The sequence below is a fragment of the Mesorhizobium sp. MC2-1-1 genome, assembly GCF_057597255.1.
In genome coordinates this window covers 2,237,472-2,257,006 of sequence record NZ_CP195205.1, presented here as the reverse complement: position 1 = coordinate 2,257,006, position 19,535 = coordinate 2,237,472, and the positions used below count along the sequence as shown (strand labels likewise).

Sequence of the window (19,535 nt, the reverse complement as noted above, 5' to 3'; positions counted from 1 at the left end):
CAAGGTTCGGCGGAACCCAAAGCTATGGCACGACGACCAAGCCGCAAAGCAAAATTCGCCAGTGCAATGGCTATGGGAATTTGGCCCATGTCGGGCAGGTGGAATCGGCCTTCCGGAGACGATGATGTTGGGTAAAGAGCAAAGCGGCGGGCTTTTCCTCGCCGACCCATTGCCTAGAGTGCCAGGGCCCCGACGGGCCCCCCACTGGATTGAATGCGGCTGACGAAATTCGACTCTGTGCGGGCCGCGTTCGGATATCTCTAGGATTCGGTTCTTATTTCAACAATCGCAACGCCTTGTTCCTGGGAAGTTACAACTGAGCACAAGCAGCGACACGGCAAATTTGGTGAGTTTACGCATCTTGGAATGCGCTGGATGCGCTTCGCCCTGGTGTTCTTCTGATGGCTGCATTCTTAGGCCGGGATTGCATCCGAGCGTGTGATCATGACACGGCTGGGCTGTGCAGAGCCAACTGAACCGCGTCGAAGAAGCGACGGACTTCAACGCGCGCATCGTTGGTGTTGCCACCGCGCTCGATCGCGACAGAAAGCAAATGCGTAGCAGTTTCCCGCCAAAGCTTAGCCGCCTCGTCGCTCGGAAGCCGGGCAATAGCGGTCGCCACCGCTCGAATGGTCGGAAGCTCTCGGCTAATCGGGAAGGCATGGACTGACATAGATAGGATGACCCGCAAAATGCGCGCCGAACCTATCGGTGGAAAAGGAAACAGACACTTAACAGCAGCGCATCATCCGTGAATGGCAGCCCCCTGTCCTGGGCGGGGTGATGTGGTCCGCGCTTGGGCTCGTTCCCTCGAGCCTTCTGTCGACCGCGTCGCCTCCGTCGCGTCGCCTCACCTCTGGACCGGGCCGGCACCGACCACCCAGAAGTGTCGCACAACCAGGTTGAAGAAAGCCGTTGTATGGACAGACAAAGAGGGTCTTGTAGTTCGGCGGCAACGGATCGGCTAGTACGCGGCAACGGAGCGGGCAAGTGGGCAGCGCTTGTCTGTGACGGCAGCAATTGGGTGATTATGGCTGGCAACTAGCGACGGCCAATCTGAGCTCGCAGCGGCCATCGATTGCCCCGACTTGCCGGCGCTGCTATCAGGCGGTGACCCATGCGTAAGGGGGATTCGACATGCCCGCCGACGAGAAGACCGCTGCCAGCCTCTACGGCGATCTCTTAATCCGCTGCATCGCGAATACTATCTATCGGGACGAACCGCAGGATCCTTGGTCGGGGGGTGCCTATACCGATACCCTCCGGACGGAGGGGCGGGATTGGCCATCGCGGGCTCACTCCATGATTGGAGTAAAGCGGCTTGAAAACTTGCGCACCCTGACTGAGGCGGCACTCGCGGACAACATCCCTGGCGATCTTATCGAGACTGGAGTGTGGCGCGGCGGTGCATGCATCTTGATGCGGGGGCTCCTGGCAGCACATGGCATCTGTGATCGTAAGGTGATCGCCGCCGACTCCTTTGAGGGGCTACCGATTTCGGACGAGGCTCGCTTCCCCGCAGACGCTGGAGACACGCATCACAAATTCCAGCAGCTCGCAATCCCGCTCGAAACGGTTCAGGCGCATTTCGCAGCTTACGGCTTACTTGATGATCAGGTGGAGTTCCTGAGGGGCTGGTTCAGAGACACACTATCCACACTTGCCAACCGCCGCTTCGCCTTGATCAGGCTCGACGGGGACATGTATCAGTCGACCATCGAGGCACTGGACAATCTCTACGACCGGCTTTCGCCAGGCGGCTTCGTCATCATCGATGACTACGGTGCCGTCCCTGCCTGCCGAGCGGCTGTTGATGATTTTCGTGACGCGCGTAGCATAGTCGGGCCAATGGAGCAGGTAGATTGGACCGGAGTTTGGTGGCGAAAGCCATCTTGATTTCTACTCGCGCACCTATCTGCAATGGCTGACATCAGTTTTGGTGGGATCAAGCAGCCAGCAGCGAGCAATATTCTTGACATGCGACCCGCCCCGGGCCAAGAAAATCAAGAGGGCGGGTGGTGGTGGTTGCACAAAGCAGAATAGCTGGACTTGACGGACTGCGGTGCTTTGCAGCGCTCAGCGTCATTTACTCGCATTCTCTACTAGGTGATCCTGGGTGGGGCGCCACGGGAGTTTGGCTGTTTTTTACGCTGAGCGGTTTCCTGTTAGCACCTGGTGTGGCGACGTCAATTCGAAGCAGTTCATGGCGGGTAGACCTACCATCCTACTTCATCAGGAGACTGACGCGGATTTATCCTGCCTACGTGGTTGTCGTGGCTTTCTACTGCGGGACGGTATGGCTGAAGATCGGTAATTCGTACAATATTGAGATGTTCTGGGGCCATGCCATTCTGCGAATGGCGAGGTGGCATTTTTGGACTATCAAGACAGAAGTCCTGTTTTATGCAGGCTTGCCACTGGGGCTATTGGCGTTTGCGTTTTTCACTGGTTGGCTACGACTGCCGGTGTGGGGCGCGATCATTGCAGGGGCTTGGTATCTCACTGAGTATCAACGTGCCTGGGGCATCGTCACCGAGCCAAGCAACATTCAGCCGGCAGTATTCTTTGTAACGCCTTTTCTGATCGGCTGTGCGTGCGGTCTCGAAGTTCCTGACCCGAGCCGTCGAATAAGAGATACACTATTGGCGATCGGCGCGGCGGCTCTGTTGCTGCTGTCAGCCGATGTTTTCCAGCCGCTCAGAGAGGCCGTTGGTCTGGCTGGAGGTAACCTGCCGTGGCGTTATCCTTGGATGATTTACCCGTTCGCAGCGATGGTCGTCGTCGGTGCTGCCGGAAATGAAAGCGTCATATTGAACAACCGGCTAGTGGTGACCGCTGGCCTAGCCGGTTACAGCATTTATCTCTGGCAATCGATGATACTCCTTGAGGTGAAAGGATATATCTCAAGCCAGCCTGGCATCTTATTTGCGGTGTCATTGCCGATCATTTTAGCCATAGCGCTCGCGACCTATTTCGCCATCGAGTTGCCCGGGCAAACTATCGGCCGCAACCTTGCCAGACGACTGCGGCAGCGCCCGGCGACAGCATAACACCATCGTAAGCGGGAGCATTGGCCGGCGTGTCGCTGGCGAACTCCCTTACGCATCGGCCTTGGAGCCAATACCGCTGGCGTGCTCTCCGAACCGATCGTGATCGGTTCTGCCTGCCTCGCGGAGGGCGCCCTTGAGCGTGATCGCGTGTTTCTCAATCAGGTGCCAAGACGTGTACCCGCACAACACCGAGAGGACAAATCCGATGAGAATGGAAGAGTGGATGTCTACCGAATTGCCGACAAACTGCGCGAGGATCTGCTGAAGCGGGAAGGCATAGAGGTACATGCCGTATGAGGCATCGCCAGCCTTGTGCCACTCTCTCAACAACGGGACGGAAGCCAGGCCGATTGTCAGGACAGCATAAGAGAGAAGCACCGGCTGAATGACGACCAGCAGCGTGTCAGTTTTCGACCTGACCACCAAGGCGAGAACGATGAGGCACCATAACGCCGGCATCGGGCGGAAGTGTTCGCGCTTCATCATCATAGCCATTGCCGACGCAACGAAGAAGTAGGGCGCCACCAAGAAGACCTGCGCCAGGCTCATGTGGTAAAAGAGGATCGGCGGCCCAGAATAGCTTCGAAAGAACATCGCCCCACTGAGCGCCGCCACTGCAACGATGACGAAAGCGAGTCTTGACCCTGTCCAGAGGAACAAAGTGCCTAAAGTTCCGAGCACGATATAACAAAGGGCCTCGACTGGAAGGGACCAAAGCGAGCCGTTCACTGCTGTGAGATGGTTCTGCTGAAACAAGCCGGGCAAAGCGTAATGAATATAGAGCACGGCATTGTAGAAGAAATTTCTAAGGATCGGACTCGACCAATATTCCGTCGAGCTAACCGCTGTCACCATCGGTCCAATCGCGATGGCAGTCAGGGCAGTGCAGAGAGCCAGAGCGGGCAAGATGCGGAGAGCGCGTTTCCAGAAGAATTCGGCGAAACTCTTCGACCTCACCAAGCTCTGGGTGACTAGATATCCACTGATAGTGAAAAAGAATATCACTCCGAGCGAATGTATCGAAGCGTTGAAAAGAACCGGCACGCCAGGAATGGCGTTCAATTCGTAGGCATGGCCCCAAATGACCATTGTGGCGGCTGCGAAGCGCATAAAGTCGAAAATGTTACGCTTTTCCTCCATCGACGGTCGCTCCATTTCCACTTTCTCTGTGTGATACCAGCTGCCGACCTGACCTGCCAAGCCGCACCTCCACCAACAGGCACGCGAGCGGATGAGGGCGATCACGCACGAACGTCGCCGGTTCGGCTACCGGCGTCTTCTCGTGATGTTGGGCCGTGAAGGCCTCGTCGCGAACCACAAGAAGCTGGTCCGGCTGCATCGGAAGAAGAAGCTTGCCGTTCGCGGGCGTGGCGGCCGCAAGCGGCTGAGACCAGAGCGCCAATTTGGTGACGCTGAGGCCCGACGAGCGCTGGTCTCCGGACTTCGTGTCGAACCAGTTCACCGAAAATTGCTCAAAAATTGGAGGGCGGACACGGGCGGGGTTCGCTGACACCTTCAATCCGTGATGGTCGCTCGCGCTACGCTATGCCAACGGCTCGGCCCCAGTGGCCGTCGCTTCCACCGCCCATCAAAGCAAATCCAACGCCAGAAACGAACTCAAAGTTCGATAAAAATGGGGCAACGTCAGCACCGACAGAGAAGTGTCGCTCAACCGGGATCGTGAAAAAGCGGTTTCATGGACAGCCGCAAAGAGCGCCTTGTAGCTCGGCGGCAACGGATCTGCGCATGGCGATGTCGAGCATGTCTTGGAAATATTGGCTCCCCGGGCCGGATTCGAACCAGCGACCAACCGGTTAACAGCCGGTTGCTCTACCACTGAGCTACCGGGGAACGGAGGCTCTGACGTGAGTGGCGCAGCCTATAGCAAACACCTTTCGGCTTTGCAAAGCAGCAATTCGCAATTTTTCTCCAGTTTTTAATGCGGCTAATTGTGACATCGTCTCGGCATGCCCACATAATGAGGGGTTTCACGCCGCGCGGAACAAATTGGCCGGTTACGCCTTTCGCATGCTTTGGGATCTGGGCTTGAATGACGGCAACTGACGACCACCACGCCTCCGCGCGAAAGATTTCGATCTTCGGCCGTGAATTTGCCATGCCGCGCTCACGCGGCTTGCGGATAGTGATCGGCATGCTGCTTACCCTTGGCGGGCTTCTGGGCTTTCTGCCGATTCTCGGTTTCTGGATGGTTCCGCTGGGTCTCCTGGTGTTGTCCTATGAGTTCGCCATGATCCGGCGCCACCGGCGACGATTCGTGGTCTGGTGGGAACGTCGGCGCCGGCCCGACTGAGAGTTGGGGCCGCCGCGCCGCAGCGACGCCCCGAACCGCGACAACCGATTGGCAATCACCACTTTCGCGGTCCTATGCGAAAGCGTCGGGAATGACGCGCGAGCGCTTGACGACCCTTGAGCGTCAACATAATGAGTTCGCTCGGAACGCCGGGAGCATTGCGAGGCCTCGTGGCGGAGTGGTTACGCAGAGGACTGCAAATCCTTGCACCCCGGTTCGATTCCGGGCGAGGCCTCCAGATGCTTGCTGGCTCCAGCGCAACCGCGCCGGAGCGGGGTTCCGGTCGAAATTCTAGCCGTGCGTCTGGCGCGGGGAGCGGATTGTTGGGATGGGGAGCGGATTGTTGGGATATGGACGCTGATTTCTCCGAACGCCGCGTGAAGATGGTCGACGGCCAGGTCCGCACCACCGATGTGACCAGCGCGCCTCTCATCGAAGCCATGCTGACCGTCCCACGCGAGGCCTTTGTCGGCCCCGGGCAGCAGGATCTTGCTTATATCGACGAAGACATCCGCATCTCGGATGGCGGCAATGGCGGCGCGCGCTACCTGATGGAGCCGTCGCCGCTCGCAAAGCTTTTGCAACTGGCCGAGATCGACGCCAGCGATTCGGTGCTCGATGTAGGCTGCGGAACGGGCTATTCCGCCGCGTTGCTGTCCCGGCTCGCGCGTTCCGTCGTCGCGCTCGAAAGCGACCCCGTGCTGGCGGAGACCGCGAAGTCCACGCTTGCCAAACTTGGCTGCCAGAACGTCACGGTAGTCACCGGGCCGCTGCCGCAGGGGCAGGCCGCCAAAGGGCCCTATAATGTCATCTGCATCGGCGGCAGCGTCGAGGCAGTGCCGCAAGCGTTGCTCGACCAGCTTGCGGAAGAAGGGCGGCTGGTGGCGGTCGAAGGGCAGGGCAACTCCGGCGTGGCCCGGCTGTTTTTCAAGGCAGGAGGGGTTGTAACCGGAAGACGGGCCTTTAATGCGGCAATTAAGCCACTACCGGGCTTCGAACGCGTCCACGCTTTCGAATTCTGAGCGTTTTTGCCTTGCAGCGAAGGCGCTGTCATGATCGCTTGCGCCTGACAATCGTTGTTGATTGGCTAACCGGGCGATTCCGGACGCCGTCAGCGGGGGAACGATAAACAACGCGGCGCCGGCCGATCCGTAAGGGTGGGTCGACGTGGCGTGGTTCCCATGCAAAACGAATGAGGGAAATAACGTGCCGCCTCTACGCAAGAGTGTTTTAGTAGCTATCCTTGTTTCCGCCACCGCGATGTCGCCGCTGGCCGCCTCCGCCGAAACCATTACGGGCGCTCTCGCCAAGGCCTACCAGTACAATTCGCAGCTCAACGCGGCGCGCGCCGGCGTGCGTGTCACCGATGAAGGCGTGGCTATCGCCAAGTCGGGCTGGCGCCCGACCGTCACCGGGTCGGCAAACATCGACTACACCAACACACATGGATTTGGCACCAGCAGGCGGCTGACGACGGGCAGCTTCGGCGTGAAGATCAACCAGACGCTGTTCGACGGTTTTCAAACCAAGAATAATGTCGCCGCCGCCGAATCGCAGGTGAAGGCCTCGGTCGAGAGCTTGCGCAACACCGAAGAGAACATCCTGTTCAACGCGGCAAGCGCCTATATGGACGTGATTCGCGATCGGCAGGTCGCGGCGCTGACCGAGCAGAACCTGCAGTTCCTGACCGAGCAGGCGCGCGCCGCGCGTTCGCGCTTCGAGGTCGGCGAGGGCACCCGCACCGACGTCGCCCAGGCCGATGCCTCGCGCGCGACGGCCGTGGCGCAGTTGAGCGCCGCCCGCGCGACGGCGCTGGCAAGCGCCGCCACCTACCACCAGATCGTTGGCGACGAACCCGGCAAGCTCAAGGCGGCTTCGCCGCTGGGCAAGCTGCTGCCGGGAAATCTCGATGCCGCCTTGAGCATTGCCTCCGCCGAGCATCCGGCCATACTTGCCACGCAGCATCTGGTCGATGCGGCGGCCTTCTCGGTGAAGTCCTCGGAAGGCGCGCTGCTGCCTCAGCTTTCGGCTTCCGCCGGGATCTCGGACGACTACAGCCACAGCGTTCCCGGTTCCGTCAACAATCCGAACGGGAGCACGACATCGGCCAATATCGGCGCGACGCTGACCATTCCGATCTATTCGGGCGGCCGGACCTCGGCGATTGTGCGGCAGAACAAGGAATCGCTCGGCGAAGCGCGCATCCAGGTGGATGTCAGCCGCGATCAGGTGCGCCAGGCGGTGGTCTCGGCCTGGACGCAATATGTCGCCGCGCGCGAAAGCGTGGATGCCAACAGGCAGGTTATCGATGCCGCTCAGTTGGCGCTCAACGGCGTCATCGAGGAGCGCAATGTTGGCCAGCGCACCACGCTTGACGTGTTGAACGCGCAGAACGCGGTCATCACCGCCAAGATCAATCAGGCGAGCTCCGAGCGCGACGTGGTCGTGGCGAGCTATGCCATCCTGTCGGCCATGGGCCGCCTGTCGGTCGATCGCCTGGGCCTTGCGGTCAGCAAGTACAGGCCGGAAGAGCACTACAACGCCGTCAAGGACAAGTGGATCGGAACTCGCACGCCTGACGGGCGCTGATTGCGTATACGACGCTTCGCGCGAACGCCGCGTGTCCACCGGGCGCGCGGCGTTCGGCTTTCCGTATGACGTGGTTCTAGGCGGGTTCGCTGCCTGAAATCGCTCTAATCTGTTGAAATCCAATGTGTCCCCAGATTGGGGATTCTCGGATGACGGCCGGTCGGTTACGCTGTGGCCATTGATTCGACCCGGGCAGGAACGGAATTCCGTGATGGGTCGCAAGGCGGCGGATGTGACAATGGCGACGGCAAGCAGCGCGCAGCGCGAACCTTCCATGGAAGAGATACTGGCTTCCATCCGGAGGATCATCGAAGACAGCGACACCGGGCGCAAGCAGCCGGCCGAAGCGGGCGATCTGCGCCAGGACCTCGAGCCGGCCCCGGGTAACGTACCCCCCGCCGCCGTGCCAAATGTCGAGGTCGACGCCTTTCGGTCGGAATTGGACGTGGATGCAGGGGCCCGCAAGCCGGTTACCCTGGCTGAAGTCCAGGCCCAGCTTGCAGTGGCCGATCCGGCGATTGCGCGCGTCGAGGCCCGCCCCGAGCCGGTGAAGGCCGCGCCGGAGCCGATGACCCTGGCGGAGGTTGGCGCCAGAAGCGCCTTCGAGTCTGACGCGCCGGCGGCGAGCAAGCCCGTCGCGGCGAATGCGCCGCAGACCGCCGAGACCATTGTCGCCGATTGGCGGCGGGAAATCGCCGCGGTGGGTGGCGACACGGTTACCGCGAAGCCGGCTCTCCGGGTTTCTGAAACCGTGCCGCAAGTCGAGGTCGAAGAGGAAGAGCCGGCGGTCGAGGCTTCCGGCCATACCGGGGGCCCCCAGCCATCCGCGCCGGAGGCTCAGCCATCTCGTCCGGCGATACTTTCGGAGCATACGGGCAGGCAGGTTGCCGCGGCCTTCGGCGAGCTTTCCGACGCTTTTGCCAGCCGCGGCAGGAAGAGCTTCGATGAAATGGCCGAGGAGATGCTGCGGCCGATGCTGCAGGATTGGCTCGACAACAACCTGCCGACGCTGGTCGAAAGGCTGGTGCGCGAGGAGATCGAGCGCGTGGCGCGAGGGGCGCAGTAGGCTGCCGCGACACGCAGGCTGAAGCTCCGTGTAATCAGAACCCTGAAGCGCAAGCAGCGATTCTGAAGGGGCGCGATGCGCCTCAGGGAGGCGCGCCGCCGGCCGGCCAGGATTGTCGCTGGTCGCCGACAGGCCTATCTGTGGAAGTGATCGCTGCTCTCGCGGTTGACTCGGCCAAGGCCTTCCGATTTACACCGGACGCTTGTTCCCGACAGTTCGGACTTCCTCCATGCTTGAAAAGACCTACGACGCCAAAACCGTCGAGCCGAAGATCGCCAAAATCTGGGAAGAGGCCGACGCCTTCCGGGCCGGTGCCGGCGCGGAAGAGGGGGCCGAAGCCTTCACCATCGTCATCCCGCCGCCGAACGTCACCGGTTCGCTGCATATGGGGCACGCGCTCAACAACACGCTGCAGGACATTCTCGTGCGTTTCGAGCGCATGCGCGGCAAGAACGTGCTTTGGCAGCCTGGCATGGATCACGCCGGCATCGCCACGCAGATGGTGGTCGAGCGCCAGCTCATGGAGAAGCAGATTCATCGCCGCGATCTCACGCGTGAAGAGTTCATCGAGAAAGTCTGGGAGTGGAAGGCCGAGTCCGGCGGGGCGATCTTCAACCAGCTGAAGCGGCTCGGCGCCTCGGCCGACTGGTCGCGCGAACGCTTCACCATGGACGAAGGCCTGTCGAAGGCGGTGCTGGAGGTCTTCGTCACGCTCTACAAGGAAGGTCTCATCTACAAGGACAAGCGCCTTGTGAACTGGGACCCGAAGCTGCTCACCGCAATTTCCGACCTTGAGGTCGAGCAGCACGAGGTGAACGGCAATCTCTGGCACTTCCGCTATCCGATCGAAGGCGAGGCGTTCGACCCGGAGAACCCGAAGACCTTCATCACGGTCGCCACGACGCGCCCCGAGACGATGCTCGGCGACACGGCCGTGGCGGTGCATCCGGATGACGAACGCTTCAAGGATCTGGTGGGCCGCAACGTCTTGCTGCCGATCGTCGGCCGCAAGATACCGATCGTGGCGGATGAGTATTCCGATCCGGAAAAGGGCTCGGGCGCGGTCAAGATCACGCCCGCGCACGACTTCAACGATTTCGAGGTCGGCAAACGCCACAAGCTGCCGGCGATCAACATCCTGACGGTCGAAGCCGCCATCAAGCTGAAGGACAATGACGACTTTCTCGCCGGCCTCGACGTCACGCCGGAGCGCCGGGCGGTCTGGGACGAGCTCGATGGACTCGACCGTTTCGCCGCGCGCAAGAAGATCGTCGAGCTGATGGAGGCCGGGGGGTTCCTCGACAAGATCGAGCCGCACCGGCATACCGTGCCGCACGGCGATCGCGGCGGCGTGCCGATCGAGCCGTTCCTGACCGACCAGTGGTATGTGAACGCCGCCGAACTCGCGAGGCCAGCGATTGCCTCGGTGCGCGAGGGCCGCACCAATTTCGTGCCGAAGAACTGGGAAAGGACCTATTTCGACTGGATGGAGAACATCCAGCCCTGGTGCATCTCGCGCCAGCTCTGGTGGGGTCACCAGATCCCGGCCTGGTACGGGCCGGACGGGCATGTCTTCGTCGAGAAGACCGAGGAAGAGGCCCTCTCTGCCGCCGTCGAATATTACCTGGCCCTGGAAGGGCCGTGGAAGGCCTGGGTCGAGGACAAGCTCGAGAATTTCCAGCCGGGCGATATCCTGACCCGTGACGAGGATGTGCTCGACACCTGGTTCTCGTCCGCGTTGTGGCCGTTCTCGACGCTGGGCTGGCCCGACCAGACGCCGGAGCTGAAGACCTATTACCAGACCGACGTGCTGGTGACCGGCTTCGACATCATCTTCTTCTGGGTCGCCCGCATGATGATGATGGGCCTGCACTTCATGGACGAGGAGCCGTTCCACACTGTCTATGTGCACGCGCTGGTGCGCGACAAGAACGGGCAGAAGATGTCGAAGTCGAAAGGCAACGTCATCGATCCGCTCGAACTGATCGACGAATATGGAGCCGACGCGCTGCGCTTCACGCTGACCGTGATGGCGGCGCAAGGGCGCGACGTGAAGCTCGACCCGGCGCGCATCGCCGGCTACCGCAATTTCGGCACCAAGCTGTGGAACGCGACGCGATTTGCCGAGATGAACGAGGTCGCGCGCAACGACGACTTCTGGCTGAACGACGCCAGGCTGCCGGTCAACCGCTGGATCCTGACGGAGCTGACGCGGGCGGCGCGCGCGGTCACCGAAGGCATCACAAGCTACCGCTTCAACGAAGCGGCGGGCGCCGCCTACCGCTTTGTCTGGAACCTGTTCTGCGACTGGTACCTGGAACTGCTGAAGCCGGTGTTTATGGGCACTGACGAGGCCGCCAAGGCGGAAAGCCGGGCCTGCGTCGCCTTCGTCCTCGACGAGATCTACAAGCTGCTGCATCCGATGATGCCATTCATGACAGAGGAGTTGTGGGCGCAGACCGCGGGCGAGGGCAAGGAGCGCGCATCGCTGCTTTGCCATGCCGCCTGGCCATCGCCCGACTTCGAGGACGCGGAGGCGGCCGCCGACATCAACTGGCTGGTCGATCTGGTCTCGGGCATCCGCTCGGTGCGCTCGGAAATGAACGTGCCGCCGGCGGCGATCGCGCCGCTAATGGTGATTGGCGCCAACACGCTGACGCAGGAGCGGCTGGAGCGTCACGCGCAGGCGATCAAGCGGCTGGCGCGCGTCGGCGATATCGCGCTCGCCGATACGCCGCCGAAGGGCTCAGCGCAGATCGTTCTCAACGAGGCGACGGTGAGCCTGCCGCTCGGCAGCCTGATCGACCTCCAGGCCGAGGCCGCGCGGTTGCAGAAGGAACTGGCCAAGGCGACCGAAGAAATCGCCCGCCTGCACAAGAAGCTCTCGAACGAGAAGTTCGTCGCCAACGCACCGGAAGAGGTGGTCGAGGCCGAACGCGAGAAACTCACCGAATATCGCGAGGCGCAGGAGAAGCTATCAGTGGCTTTGAATAGGGTCCGAGAGGCTGGCTGAGCGGCAAGAATCACGCCTCGGGAGAGTGGTTTCCGGTACGTTAGCTGCCTCGAAAATGGGCGTGCCGCTACGTTAATTTTGACGTAAACGGAAAGTTTGCGCCCCATTGTTGCCATAATGTAACAATGGGGCCCGCAAGCCGTTAAATCGGGCCGTTTTTGCCCTGTTTTGGGCGGTTTTTGCGGATTTTTTCGAGTGTTCGAGGCCGGTTTGCGTGATTTAGGCGCCAATTGCGGCGTCGATGACCATGGCAAAAAAACGTGCTGTCAAGATGTACGCGTACAGTTCTTGAGATCGTTGTTGCGCCGTTAACCCGAATTGGTTCTAGCTTGAGTCACTTGTATTCGGGGAGGGATTTCCATGAATATTTTGCGGCTCAAAGCTCTGGCGGGGGCAGGCTGCTTTTCAATCGCTTTGATCGGCGCCGCGATGCTCCCCGCGCATGCGGGTGGCATCGAGCGCGGCGGCTACGATATCGATCTGCTGTTCGATCCGGCTCCGTTCGCTACGGAAGCGGAAGCGACGTACGTGATGCCGGACCGCAAACTCAAGAACGCGAAGGATACGGATCCGTTCAATGGCACCGTGGTGGGCTCGACTAGTGCCAAAGACAGCGAGAATTATTGGGTGCCGCGCATCGGCGTTAAGGCCCAAGTCGTGCCTGGGATTGACTGTATGTTCGACTACTCGCAGCCTTGGGGCGCGCATACGGCCCCTGGCCAGTGGGTTGGCGCGCAATCCAACATGGAAACTAAAATCAACAGCGACAATTACGCAACCACCTGCTCCTATAAGATGGATGCTGGCAAGGGTCAGGTTCGCTTCATTGGCGGTGTGTTTTATCAGGAAGTCTATGGCTTCAAAGAAGACCTTGTGTCGCCGCTCTTCCCGAATTTCTCCGGCACCGGCCGCGTCGATTTGTCAAGCAGCGGTTGGGGCTGGCGAGCCGGTCTGGCCTACGAGATTCCTGAGATCGCGTTGCGCGCCAGCCTCGTCTACAATTCTCAGGTGAAGCTGGACAACATTTCGGGCACCCTTGACTTAACCCATGTCGGTGGTCCGGTCATTCCGATCTATGGTGAAGCTTCGATGCCGGATTCTGTGGAATTGAAGGTTCAGTCGGGCATAGCTCCCGGCTGGCTTGCATTCGGCTCAGTCAAGTGGGTCAACTGGAGCATTCTGCAGAGCATTCCGATCTGCTCTCAGGCCTCGAAAGGCGTTGCCGCTTGTACAACGACTTCCCCGCGACCGATCAGGTGGACCTCCTTGGATCTGATGTATCAGGATGGCTGGACGGTCAGCGGCGGTATTGGCCACAAGTTCAACGATCAGTGGAGTGCCGCGGGCCAGCTCACCTGGGATCGTGGAACCTCGCACGGTTACGGTTCGCAGAGCGACACTTGGACGATCGGCGGCGGCGTTGCCTACACACCGCGCCCGAACATCGAATTTCGATTGGCAGGCGCAATCGGCGTGTTGACGAGTGGCCATTCCGGCACCCTAACTGACAAGAATGGCTATGTGGCCGGTACCGATGCCAGCTACGACTTCGGCAACGATCTGGTCACGGCAGTTTCGGGCGGACTTAAGATCAAGTTCTAAGTTTCTGAAAATTCGTTAAAAAAGGCCGGGCAATGCCCGGCCTTTTTGTTGAGTTGACGGCAGCTCAACCCGGCCTCACAGCCCGCTGTTGCAGATTCGCTGCACGACCGGCGCATCATGCGATTGTGACGTTTCGGCAACACTTTCTGAACAACCCCTGCTGTAGAAGTCGGACACAGGGAACTGCCCATTTCCCGCCATAAACCCGGAGCAACCCGAATAGGTCTCGGGATGCGTGCCAGGTTGGCCCGGCGATGGGACCGGCCGCGGGGTGTGCGGCAAGGACGAGTATGGACGCCAAGGTAATCTCCAAGGCCAAGCTGCCCAGCCGCTACGTGACCGAAGGTCCGGCGCGCGCCCCGCACCGTTCTTATCTCTATGCGATGGGCCTGTCGGCGGCCGAGATCGCGCAACCGCTGGTCGGCGTCGCAAGCTGCTGGAACGAGGCCGCTCCCTGCAACATCTCGCTGATGCGCCAGGCGCAAGTGGTGAAGAAGGGCGTCGCGGCCGCCAACGGCACGCCCCGCGAGTTCTGCACCATCACAGTCACCGACGGCATCGCCATGGGCCACCAGGGCATGAAGTCGTCGCTGGTGTCGCGCGAGGTGATCGCCGATTCGGTCGAACTCACCATGCGCGGCCATTGTTATGACGCGCTGGTCGGGCTCGCCGGCTGCGACAAGTCGCTGCCCGGCATGATGATGGCCATGGTGCGCCTCAACGTGCCTTCGATCTTCATCTATGGCGGCTCGATCCTGCCCGGCAGCTATCGCGGCCGGCAGATCACCGTGCAGGATGTGTTCGAGGCGGTCGGCCAGCATTCAGTCGGCGCGATAAGCGATGCCGATCTGCTGGAGATCGAGCAGGCGGCGTGTCCCTCCGCCGGTTCCTGCGGCGCCCAGTTCACCGCCAACACCATGGCGACCGTTGCAGAAGCAATTGGCCTCGCGCTGCCCTATTCCTGCGGTGCGCCGGCACCCTACGAAATGCGCGACCGCTTCAATTTCGCCTCGGGCGAAAAGGTCATGGAACTGATCGCCAGGAACATCCGGCCGCGCGACATCGTCACGCGCAAGGCGCTGGAGAATGCCGCGACCGTCGTGTCGGCAACCGGCGGCTCGACCAACGCGGCGTTGCATCTGCCGGCGATCGCGCACGAGGCCGGCATCAAATTCGACCTGTTCGACGTGGCGGCGATCTTCGAGAAGACGCCTTACATCGCCGACCTCAAGCCCGGCGGCAAATATGTCGCCAAGGACATGTTCGAGGCGGGCGGCATTCCGCTGCTGATGAAGACGCTCCTCGACCACGGCTATCTGCATGGCGACTGCATGACGGTCACTGGCCGCACTTTGGCCGAAAACATGGAGCACGTTTCCTGGAATGAGAGCCAGGATGTTGTGCGTCCCGCCAATCGACCAATCACCAAGACAGGCGGCGTTGTGGGCTTGAAGGGCAACCTTGCCCCCGAAGGCGCGATCGTGAAGGTCGCCGGCATGTCGGAACTGAAATTCTCGGGTCCGGCGCGCTGCTTCGATTCAGAAGAGGAGTGCTTCGAAGCGGTCACGCAGCGCAACTACCGGGAAGGCGAGGCTCTCGTCATCCGCTACGAGGGACCGCGCGGTGGCCCGGGCATGCGCGAGATGCTGTCGACGACGGCGGCGCTCTACGGCCAGGGCATGGGCGGCAAGGTGGCGCTGATCACCGACGGGCGCTTCTCGGGGGCCACGCGCGGCTTCTGCATCGGCCATGTCGGGCCGGAGGCGGCGGTCGGGGGACCGATCGGGCTGATCGTGGATGGCGATGTGATCTCGATCGACGCCGTGAACGGCACGATCGAGGTGGCCGTGTCGGACGCTGAACTCGCGGCCCGGGCAAAGAGTTGGAAGGCGCGCAAGACCGACTATCAGTCCGGCGCGATCTGGAAATACGCGCAAACGGTAGGGTCGGCCCGCGACGGCGCGGTCACCCATCCGGGCGGCGCCAAAGAAACGCACTGCTATGCGGACATCTGAGGTGTTGAGGTCGTTCGTCTTGCCGGCACTGGTCGCGATCGCGACCTTGGGCGCCGCCGGGCAGGCCATGGCCTTCGACGACAAGGTGTTCGACGACAAGACCGGCGTGAAACCGCAGTCGAGCCCGTGGGCGGTGTTCCAGTTCGGCTTTTCCGCCTACAAGAGCGGTCACAAGGACCAGGCGGTCGAGGCCTATAAATACGCCGCCGAGAACGGCCAGATCGGCGCCACCTGGAAGCTCGCGCGCATGTACGCCGAAGGCGATGGCGTCACGCGCGACGACTATGCCGCTTACAAGTTCTTCTCGGAAATCGTCGATCAGGACGTCGAGCCCGGCTCTCCGGAAGAAAGCTACGTATCGGACGCGCTGGTTGCGCTCGGCGATTATCTGCGCAAGGGCATTCCCGGCACTCCGGTTGAGGAGAACGACGTCGCGGCGCAGGAATATTACATGCGCGCCGCCGCCAATTACCGCAATCCGAACGCCCAGTTCGAGATCGGCCGGATGTTCCTCAAGGGCGAGGGCGGCGTGAAGGCCAGCGTCAAGCAGGCAGGCCGGTGGCTGCAACTGGCTGCCGAGAAGGGGCATGCCGGTGCGCAGGCGACTCTCGGCAATCTTCTGTTCCAGAGCGGCAAGATCGTGCGCGGCCTGGCGATGATGACGGCCGCGCTCGAGCGTGCCCCGGCGGCCGACCAACCCTGGATACGCAGCATGCAGGAAGAGGCGTTCGCAGCGGCCGGCGAGGCCGATCGCCGGACCGCGATCTCGCTCGCGGACGATATTCTAACCAAGGGCAACAACGGCGACCAGTAGCGCCGCTCTCGGTCAGGAATTCAAGTATTCAACGGAGGATGCCGGCGTCCGGTCGCGACCGTAGCGCCGGGTCAGTTCTCGGCCGGCTCCGTTGGCGCCGGGCCGGGGGATGGGGTCAAGATCGATGTGGGGCGCGGTTTTGGCGCTTCTCCCGGACAATCGTCTTTGATCCTGGTCCAGGACGTGTTGTTGAGTACCATATCGCAACGGGCGAGGTGGCTCTCGCCGGCCAGCGTCAGGCACGCCGTCTGGCCGATAGCGAAGGACTTGCCGTTGGCCAGACAGGCGGGCGCTGCCATCGATGGCGCCGGCGCCGCAAGCGCCAAAGCAATGCCGACCGGTCGGAAAAGAAAACGGATTGCCATTCAACCCCCACAGCAGCCGGCATAAAAGACGGAATTTGTGGCGATATGTGGGTCCGGGAAAGCCTGGACCTTTCAGGCGGGCCGCAGGCTGAGTTCGATCGCGACCGGCACGTGGTCCGAGGGCTTTTCCCAAGCCCGAACATGCTTTTCCACCGAGGCCGACGCAAAACGGTTGGCGGCTTCCGGCGAGAGCAGCAGGTGGTCGATACGGATGCCGTTGTTCTTCTGCCAGGCACCGGCCTGATAATCCCAGAAGGTGTAGACGCCGGCCGAGTCGGTCACCGAGCGCACCGCTTCTGTAAAACCAAGATTCTTCAGCCGGCGGAAGGCCTGCCTCGTCTGCGGCTGGAACAGCGCGTCGCCCAGCCAGTTTTCGGGAAACCGGGCATCGGCGGGCTCCGGGATGACGTTGTAGTCGCCGGCCAGCACCAGCGCTTCCTCGAGCCGCAGGCGCTCCTGCGCCCAGCGTTCCAACCGCGCCATCCAGGCAAGCTTGTAAGGAAATTTCCGCTCATCGTCGATCGGATTACCGTTGGGCAGATAGAGCGAGACGACGCGCAGGGCACCCTGGTCGGTCGAAAAAACGCCTTCGATGAAGCGGGCATGGTCATCCGCGTCATCGCCCGGCAGGCCGCGATTGACCTCGTCGAAGGGAAGCTTCGAGAGGATGGCGACGCCGTTGAAGCTCTTCTGGCCGTGGGTCTCGACATTGTAGCCCAGCGCCTCGATCTCGGCGCGCGGGAACTGCTCGTCGACCGTCTTGATCTCCTGCAGGCACACGATGTCCGGCGCGCTTTCGGTCAGCCAGTGAGTGAGGTTGCCGATGCGGGCGCGAACGCCGTTGATGTTCCAGGTGACGATCTTCATGAGGCCTCAATGCTGTTCGGGCGGAAGATGTTCGACGAAGCGGATCGTATTGCCTGTGCGGGCCTTTAGAAAGGCCATCCAATCGCATTCCTGCCATCGCAAGCGATGGCCTGCGCGGGCCTGCGGCGCGCCGCTGCAAGCTTGGGATAGCCGATCAGACGGAAAAGCTGGTGCCGCAGCCGCAGGAGGCGACCGCGTTCGGATTCCTGATCTGGAAGGACTGGCCCATCAAATCGTCGACGAAGTCTATCACCGAGCCGCCCATATAGACCAGAGACAGGTCGTCGATCAGGATGGTCGCGCCGTCCTTCTCGATGGCGACGTCGTCATCGTTGCGCCCGCCGACGAGATCGAATTTGTAGGAAAAGCCGGAGCAACCGCCGCCTTCGACGGATACGCGCAAAGCAGTCTTGCCCGGTTCGGCGGCGACGATCCTGGCGATCCGCTTGGCCGCGGCATCGGTCATTTCGACCTTCATGGCAGTCTTGGCATCCGCGCCCATCGGCGTCACCTTGCTTTCGGTTTAACATGATAGGTATGAAGCGGGCGGGGCCAAGTCAACTGGTGGGTCAATGGACGAGCAGCGGGGCAAGGATGCTCTCGGCGAGATCGGGTTCGGCTATCGGCCGCGCGCGGTCTATGCGAGCGACCCGGCGCGCTCGCGCGGGCGCCTGTTCCCGGAGGCCGAAAGTCCGACCCGAACGCCGTTTCAGCGTGACCGCGACCGCATCATCCATTCCACCGCCTTCCGCCGGCTGAAGCACAAGACCCAGGTCTTCGTCGCGCATGAGGGCGACCACTATCGCACGCGGCTTACGCATTCGATCGAAGTAGCGCAGATCGCCCGCGCCCTGGCGCGGGCGCTGCGCGGCGACGAGGATCTCGCCGAGGCCGTGGCCCTGGTTCATGATTTCGGGCATACGCCCTTCGGTCATACCGGCGAGGACGCGCTCAACGACAAGATGGCAGCCTGGGGCGGCTTCGATCACAATGCCCAGTCGCTGCGGGTGGTCACAAGGCTCGAGAGGCGCTATGCCGAATTCGACGGGCTGAACCTCACCTGGGAAACGCTGGAGGGGCTGGTCAAGCACAACGGCCCACTGACCGACGCGAGCGGGAAGGGGATCAAGGGGCCGGTGCCGCAGGCGATCCGCGACTATTCAGAGCTGCACGACCTCGAACTCGACCGCTTCGCCGGCATCGAGGCGCAGTGCGCCGCGATCGCCGACGACATCGCCTACAATACCCATGACATCGACGACGGCCTGCGCGCCGGCCTGCTGACGCTGGACATGCTGCAAGGCGTCGGCTTGCCGGGCTCGATCCTGCGCGGTGTGCGCGCGAAATATCCTCACCTCGACGATGTCCGGACCGGCCACGAACTGATGCGCCGTCAGATCACTCTCATGGTCGAGGATGTCATCGCGTCGACCACCGCCAATATCGAGCGCCTGAAGCCGGAGAGCGCCGATGCGGTACGCGCGGCGGGCGAAACACTGGTGACCTTTTCGACAGGCATGGCGGCGGCCGAAAAGGAATTGAAGGCATTCCTCTACAGGCATCTCTACCGGCACCCGGAGGTGATGCGGGTGAGGGCAGACGCCGAGCGCATCGTGCGCGAGCTGTTCGACGTCTATTTCGCCGATCCGCGCGCCATGCCCGACGGCTGGCGCGAGGGGCTCGACCGGGCCGAGGATCGCATCAAGGCTCGCAGCGTCGCCGACTTCCTGGCCGGCATGACCGACACCTATGCGCTCAAGGAACATCGGCGTCTGTTTGACCATACGCCCGATTTGAGCTAGGGCGAGCCTCGATTTTGCCGGCCATCGAGCCGGTCGCCTCT

15 protein-coding genes, 2 tRNA genes and 1 pseudogene are annotated in these 19,535 nt (G+C 61.7%); 13 read left to right on the top strand and 5 right to left on the bottom strand.

Annotation, left to right across the window (positions count from 1 at the left end):
* Positions 1 to 442: 442 nt before the first annotated feature.
* Entirely contained in the window at positions 443 to 673 is a 231-nt protein-coding gene (locus ACR64R_RS11425; RefSeq protein WP_487361724.1) for a DUF6074 family protein, read from the bottom strand.
* 464 nt (positions 674 to 1,137) lie between these two features.
* Here ACR64R_RS11425 and ACR64R_RS11420 point away from each other — a divergent pair, with 464 nt between their 5' ends.
* Positions 1,138 to 1,896 carry a TylF/MycF/NovP-related O-methyltransferase gene (locus ACR64R_RS11420; RefSeq protein ID WP_487361723.1) on the top strand — a complete coding sequence of 253 codons (759 nt, stop codon included), beginning with the start codon at positions 1,138 to 1,140 and terminating at the stop codon, positions 1,894 to 1,896.
* 119 nt (positions 1,897 to 2,015) lie between these two features.
* Positions 2,016 to 3,050 carry an acyltransferase family protein gene (locus ACR64R_RS11415; RefSeq protein ID WP_487361722.1) on the top strand — a complete coding sequence of 345 codons (1,035 nt, stop codon included), beginning with the start codon at positions 2,016 to 2,018 and terminating at the stop codon, positions 3,048 to 3,050.
* A 48-nt stretch (positions 3,051 to 3,098) separates the two neighbouring features.
* On the opposite strand, the gene ACR64R_RS11410 is transcribed toward ACR64R_RS11415, so the two are convergent.
* Positions 3,099 to 4,250 (bottom strand): acyltransferase family protein, encoded by a 1,152-nt coding sequence (locus tag ACR64R_RS11410; protein ID WP_487361721.1) that lies wholly within the window; start codon positions 4,248 to 4,250, stop codon positions 3,099 to 3,101.
* Positions 4,251 to 4,272: 22 nt separating this feature from the next.
* On the opposite strand from ACR64R_RS11410, the pseudogene ACR64R_RS11405 reads away from it, so the two are divergent.
* Positions 4,273 to 4,516 (top strand): annotated as a pseudogene (locus ACR64R_RS11405) (IS3 family transposase); the annotation flags it as partial.
* A 310-nt stretch (positions 4,517 to 4,826) separates the two neighbouring features.
* On the opposite strand, the gene ACR64R_RS11400 reads toward ACR64R_RS11405, so the two are convergent.
* Positions 4,827 to 4,901 (bottom strand) — tRNA-Asn (locus tag ACR64R_RS11400).
* A gap of 199 nt (positions 4,902 to 5,100) precedes the next feature.
* Here ACR64R_RS11400 and ACR64R_RS11395 point away from each other — a divergent pair.
* The 9 genes from ACR64R_RS11395 to ACR64R_RS11355 all read left to right on the top strand — a co-directional run bounded on the left by ACR64R_RS11395 (position 5,101) and on the right by ACR64R_RS11355 (position 16,460).
* A complete protein-coding gene (locus ACR64R_RS11395) occupies positions 5,101 to 5,361 on the top strand; it encodes a hypothetical protein (protein ID WP_487361720.1) in 261 nt (86 codons plus the stop codon).
* Positions 5,362 to 5,525: 164 nt separating this feature from the next.
* Positions 5,526 to 5,599, top strand: a tRNA-Cys gene (locus tag ACR64R_RS11390).
* A 112-nt stretch (positions 5,600 to 5,711) separates the two neighbouring features.
* Positions 5,712 to 6,383 carry a protein-L-isoaspartate O-methyltransferase family protein gene (locus ACR64R_RS11385; RefSeq protein WP_487361719.1) on the top strand — a complete coding sequence of 224 codons (672 nt, stop codon included), beginning with the start codon at positions 5,712 to 5,714 and terminating at the stop codon, positions 6,381 to 6,383.
* A 184-nt stretch (positions 6,384 to 6,567) separates the two neighbouring features.
* A complete protein-coding gene (locus ACR64R_RS11380; protein WP_487362418.1) occupies positions 6,568 to 7,950 on the top strand; it encodes a TolC family outer membrane protein in 1,383 nt (460 codons plus the stop codon).
* A gap of 238 nt (positions 7,951 to 8,188) precedes the next feature.
* On the top strand, positions 8,189 to 9,016 hold the full coding sequence (locus tag ACR64R_RS11375; RefSeq protein ID WP_487362417.1) for a DUF2497 domain-containing protein: 828 nt from the start codon (positions 8,189 to 8,191) through the stop codon (positions 9,014 to 9,016).
* A 229-nt stretch (positions 9,017 to 9,245) separates the two neighbouring features.
* Positions 9,246 to 12,029, top strand: coding sequence for a valine--tRNA ligase (locus ACR64R_RS11370; RefSeq protein WP_487361718.1), 2,784 nt, complete (start codon positions 9,246 to 9,248; stop codon positions 12,027 to 12,029).
* A 360-nt stretch (positions 12,030 to 12,389) separates the two neighbouring features.
* Complete coding sequence (locus tag ACR64R_RS11365; RefSeq protein ID WP_487361717.1) at positions 12,390 to 13,631, top strand: outer membrane protein transport protein; 1,242 nt, start codon at positions 12,390 to 12,392, stop codon at positions 13,629 to 13,631.
* A gap of 290 nt (positions 13,632 to 13,921) precedes the next feature.
* A complete protein-coding gene (gene ilvD, locus ACR64R_RS11360; protein WP_487361716.1) occupies positions 13,922 to 15,646 on the top strand; it encodes a dihydroxy-acid dehydratase in 1,725 nt (574 codons plus the stop codon).
* Entirely contained in the window at positions 15,633 to 16,460 is an 828-nt protein-coding gene (locus ACR64R_RS11355; RefSeq protein ID WP_487361715.1) for a tetratricopeptide repeat protein, read from the top strand. Before ilvD ends, ACR64R_RS11355 begins: the two co-directional genes overlap by 14 nt.
* A 437-nt stretch (positions 16,461 to 16,897) precedes the next feature.
* Here the strand turns inward: ACR64R_RS11355 and xth are convergent, their stop codons facing one another.
* Both xth and erpA read right to left on the bottom strand, forming a co-directional pair.
* A complete protein-coding gene (gene xth, locus ACR64R_RS11350) occupies positions 16,898 to 17,692 on the bottom strand; it encodes an exodeoxyribonuclease III (protein WP_487361714.1) in 795 nt (264 codons plus the stop codon).
* A 154-nt stretch (positions 17,693 to 17,846) separates the two neighbouring features.
* Positions 17,847 to 18,194 (bottom strand): iron-sulfur cluster insertion protein ErpA, encoded by a 348-nt coding sequence (gene erpA, locus ACR64R_RS11345; RefSeq protein ID WP_487361713.1) that lies wholly within the window; start codon positions 18,192 to 18,194, stop codon positions 17,847 to 17,849.
* A gap of 70 nt (positions 18,195 to 18,264) precedes the next feature.
* Between erpA and ACR64R_RS11340 the strand changes: the two genes are divergently transcribed.
* Positions 18,265 to 19,494: a deoxyguanosinetriphosphate triphosphohydrolase gene (locus tag ACR64R_RS11340; RefSeq protein WP_487361712.1), complete on the top strand. Its 1,230-nt coding sequence runs from the start codon at positions 18,265 to 18,267 to the stop codon at positions 19,492 to 19,494.
* Positions 19,495 to 19,535 lie beyond the last annotated feature (41 nt).

Bases quoted from the DNA above. Each gene is read 5' to 3' on its own strand.
- ACR64R_RS11425 (WP_487361724.1), bottom strand. From the start codon at position 673: ATGTCAGTCCATGCCTTCCCGATTAGCCGAGAGCTTCCGACCATTCGA.
- ACR64R_RS11420 (WP_487361723.1), top strand. From the start codon at position 1,138: ATGCCCGCCGACGAGAAGACCGCTGCCAGCCTCTACGGCGATCTCTTA.
- ACR64R_RS11395 (WP_487361720.1), top strand. From the start codon at position 5,101: ATGACGGCAACTGACGACCACCACGCCTCCGCGCGAAAGATTTCGATC.
- ACR64R_RS11385 (WP_487361719.1), top strand. From the start codon at position 5,712: ATGGACGCTGATTTCTCCGAACGCCGCGTGAAGATGGTCGACGGCCAG.
- ACR64R_RS11375 (WP_487362417.1), top strand. From the start codon at position 8,189: ATGGCGACGGCAAGCAGCGCGCAGCGCGAACCTTCCATGGAAGAGATA.
- ACR64R_RS11370 (WP_487361718.1), top strand. From the start codon at position 9,246: ATGCTTGAAAAGACCTACGACGCCAAAACCGTCGAGCCGAAGATCGCC.
- ACR64R_RS11365 (WP_487361717.1), top strand. From the start codon at position 12,390: ATGAATATTTTGCGGCTCAAAGCTCTGGCGGGGGCAGGCTGCTTTTCA.
- ilvD (WP_487361716.1), top strand. From the start codon at position 13,922: ATGGACGCCAAGGTAATCTCCAAGGCCAAGCTGCCCAGCCGCTACGTG.
- ACR64R_RS11355 (WP_487361715.1), top strand. From the start codon at position 15,633: ATGCGGACATCTGAGGTGTTGAGGTCGTTCGTCTTGCCGGCACTGGTC.
- xth (WP_487361714.1), bottom strand. From the start codon at position 17,692: ATGAAGATCGTCACCTGGAACATCAACGGCGTTCGCGCCCGCATCGGC.
- erpA (WP_487361713.1), bottom strand. From the start codon at position 18,194: ATGGGCGCGGATGCCAAGACTGCCATGAAGGTCGAAATGACCGATGCC.
- ACR64R_RS11340 (WP_487361712.1), top strand. From the start codon at position 18,265: ATGGACGAGCAGCGGGGCAAGGATGCTCTCGGCGAGATCGGGTTCGGC.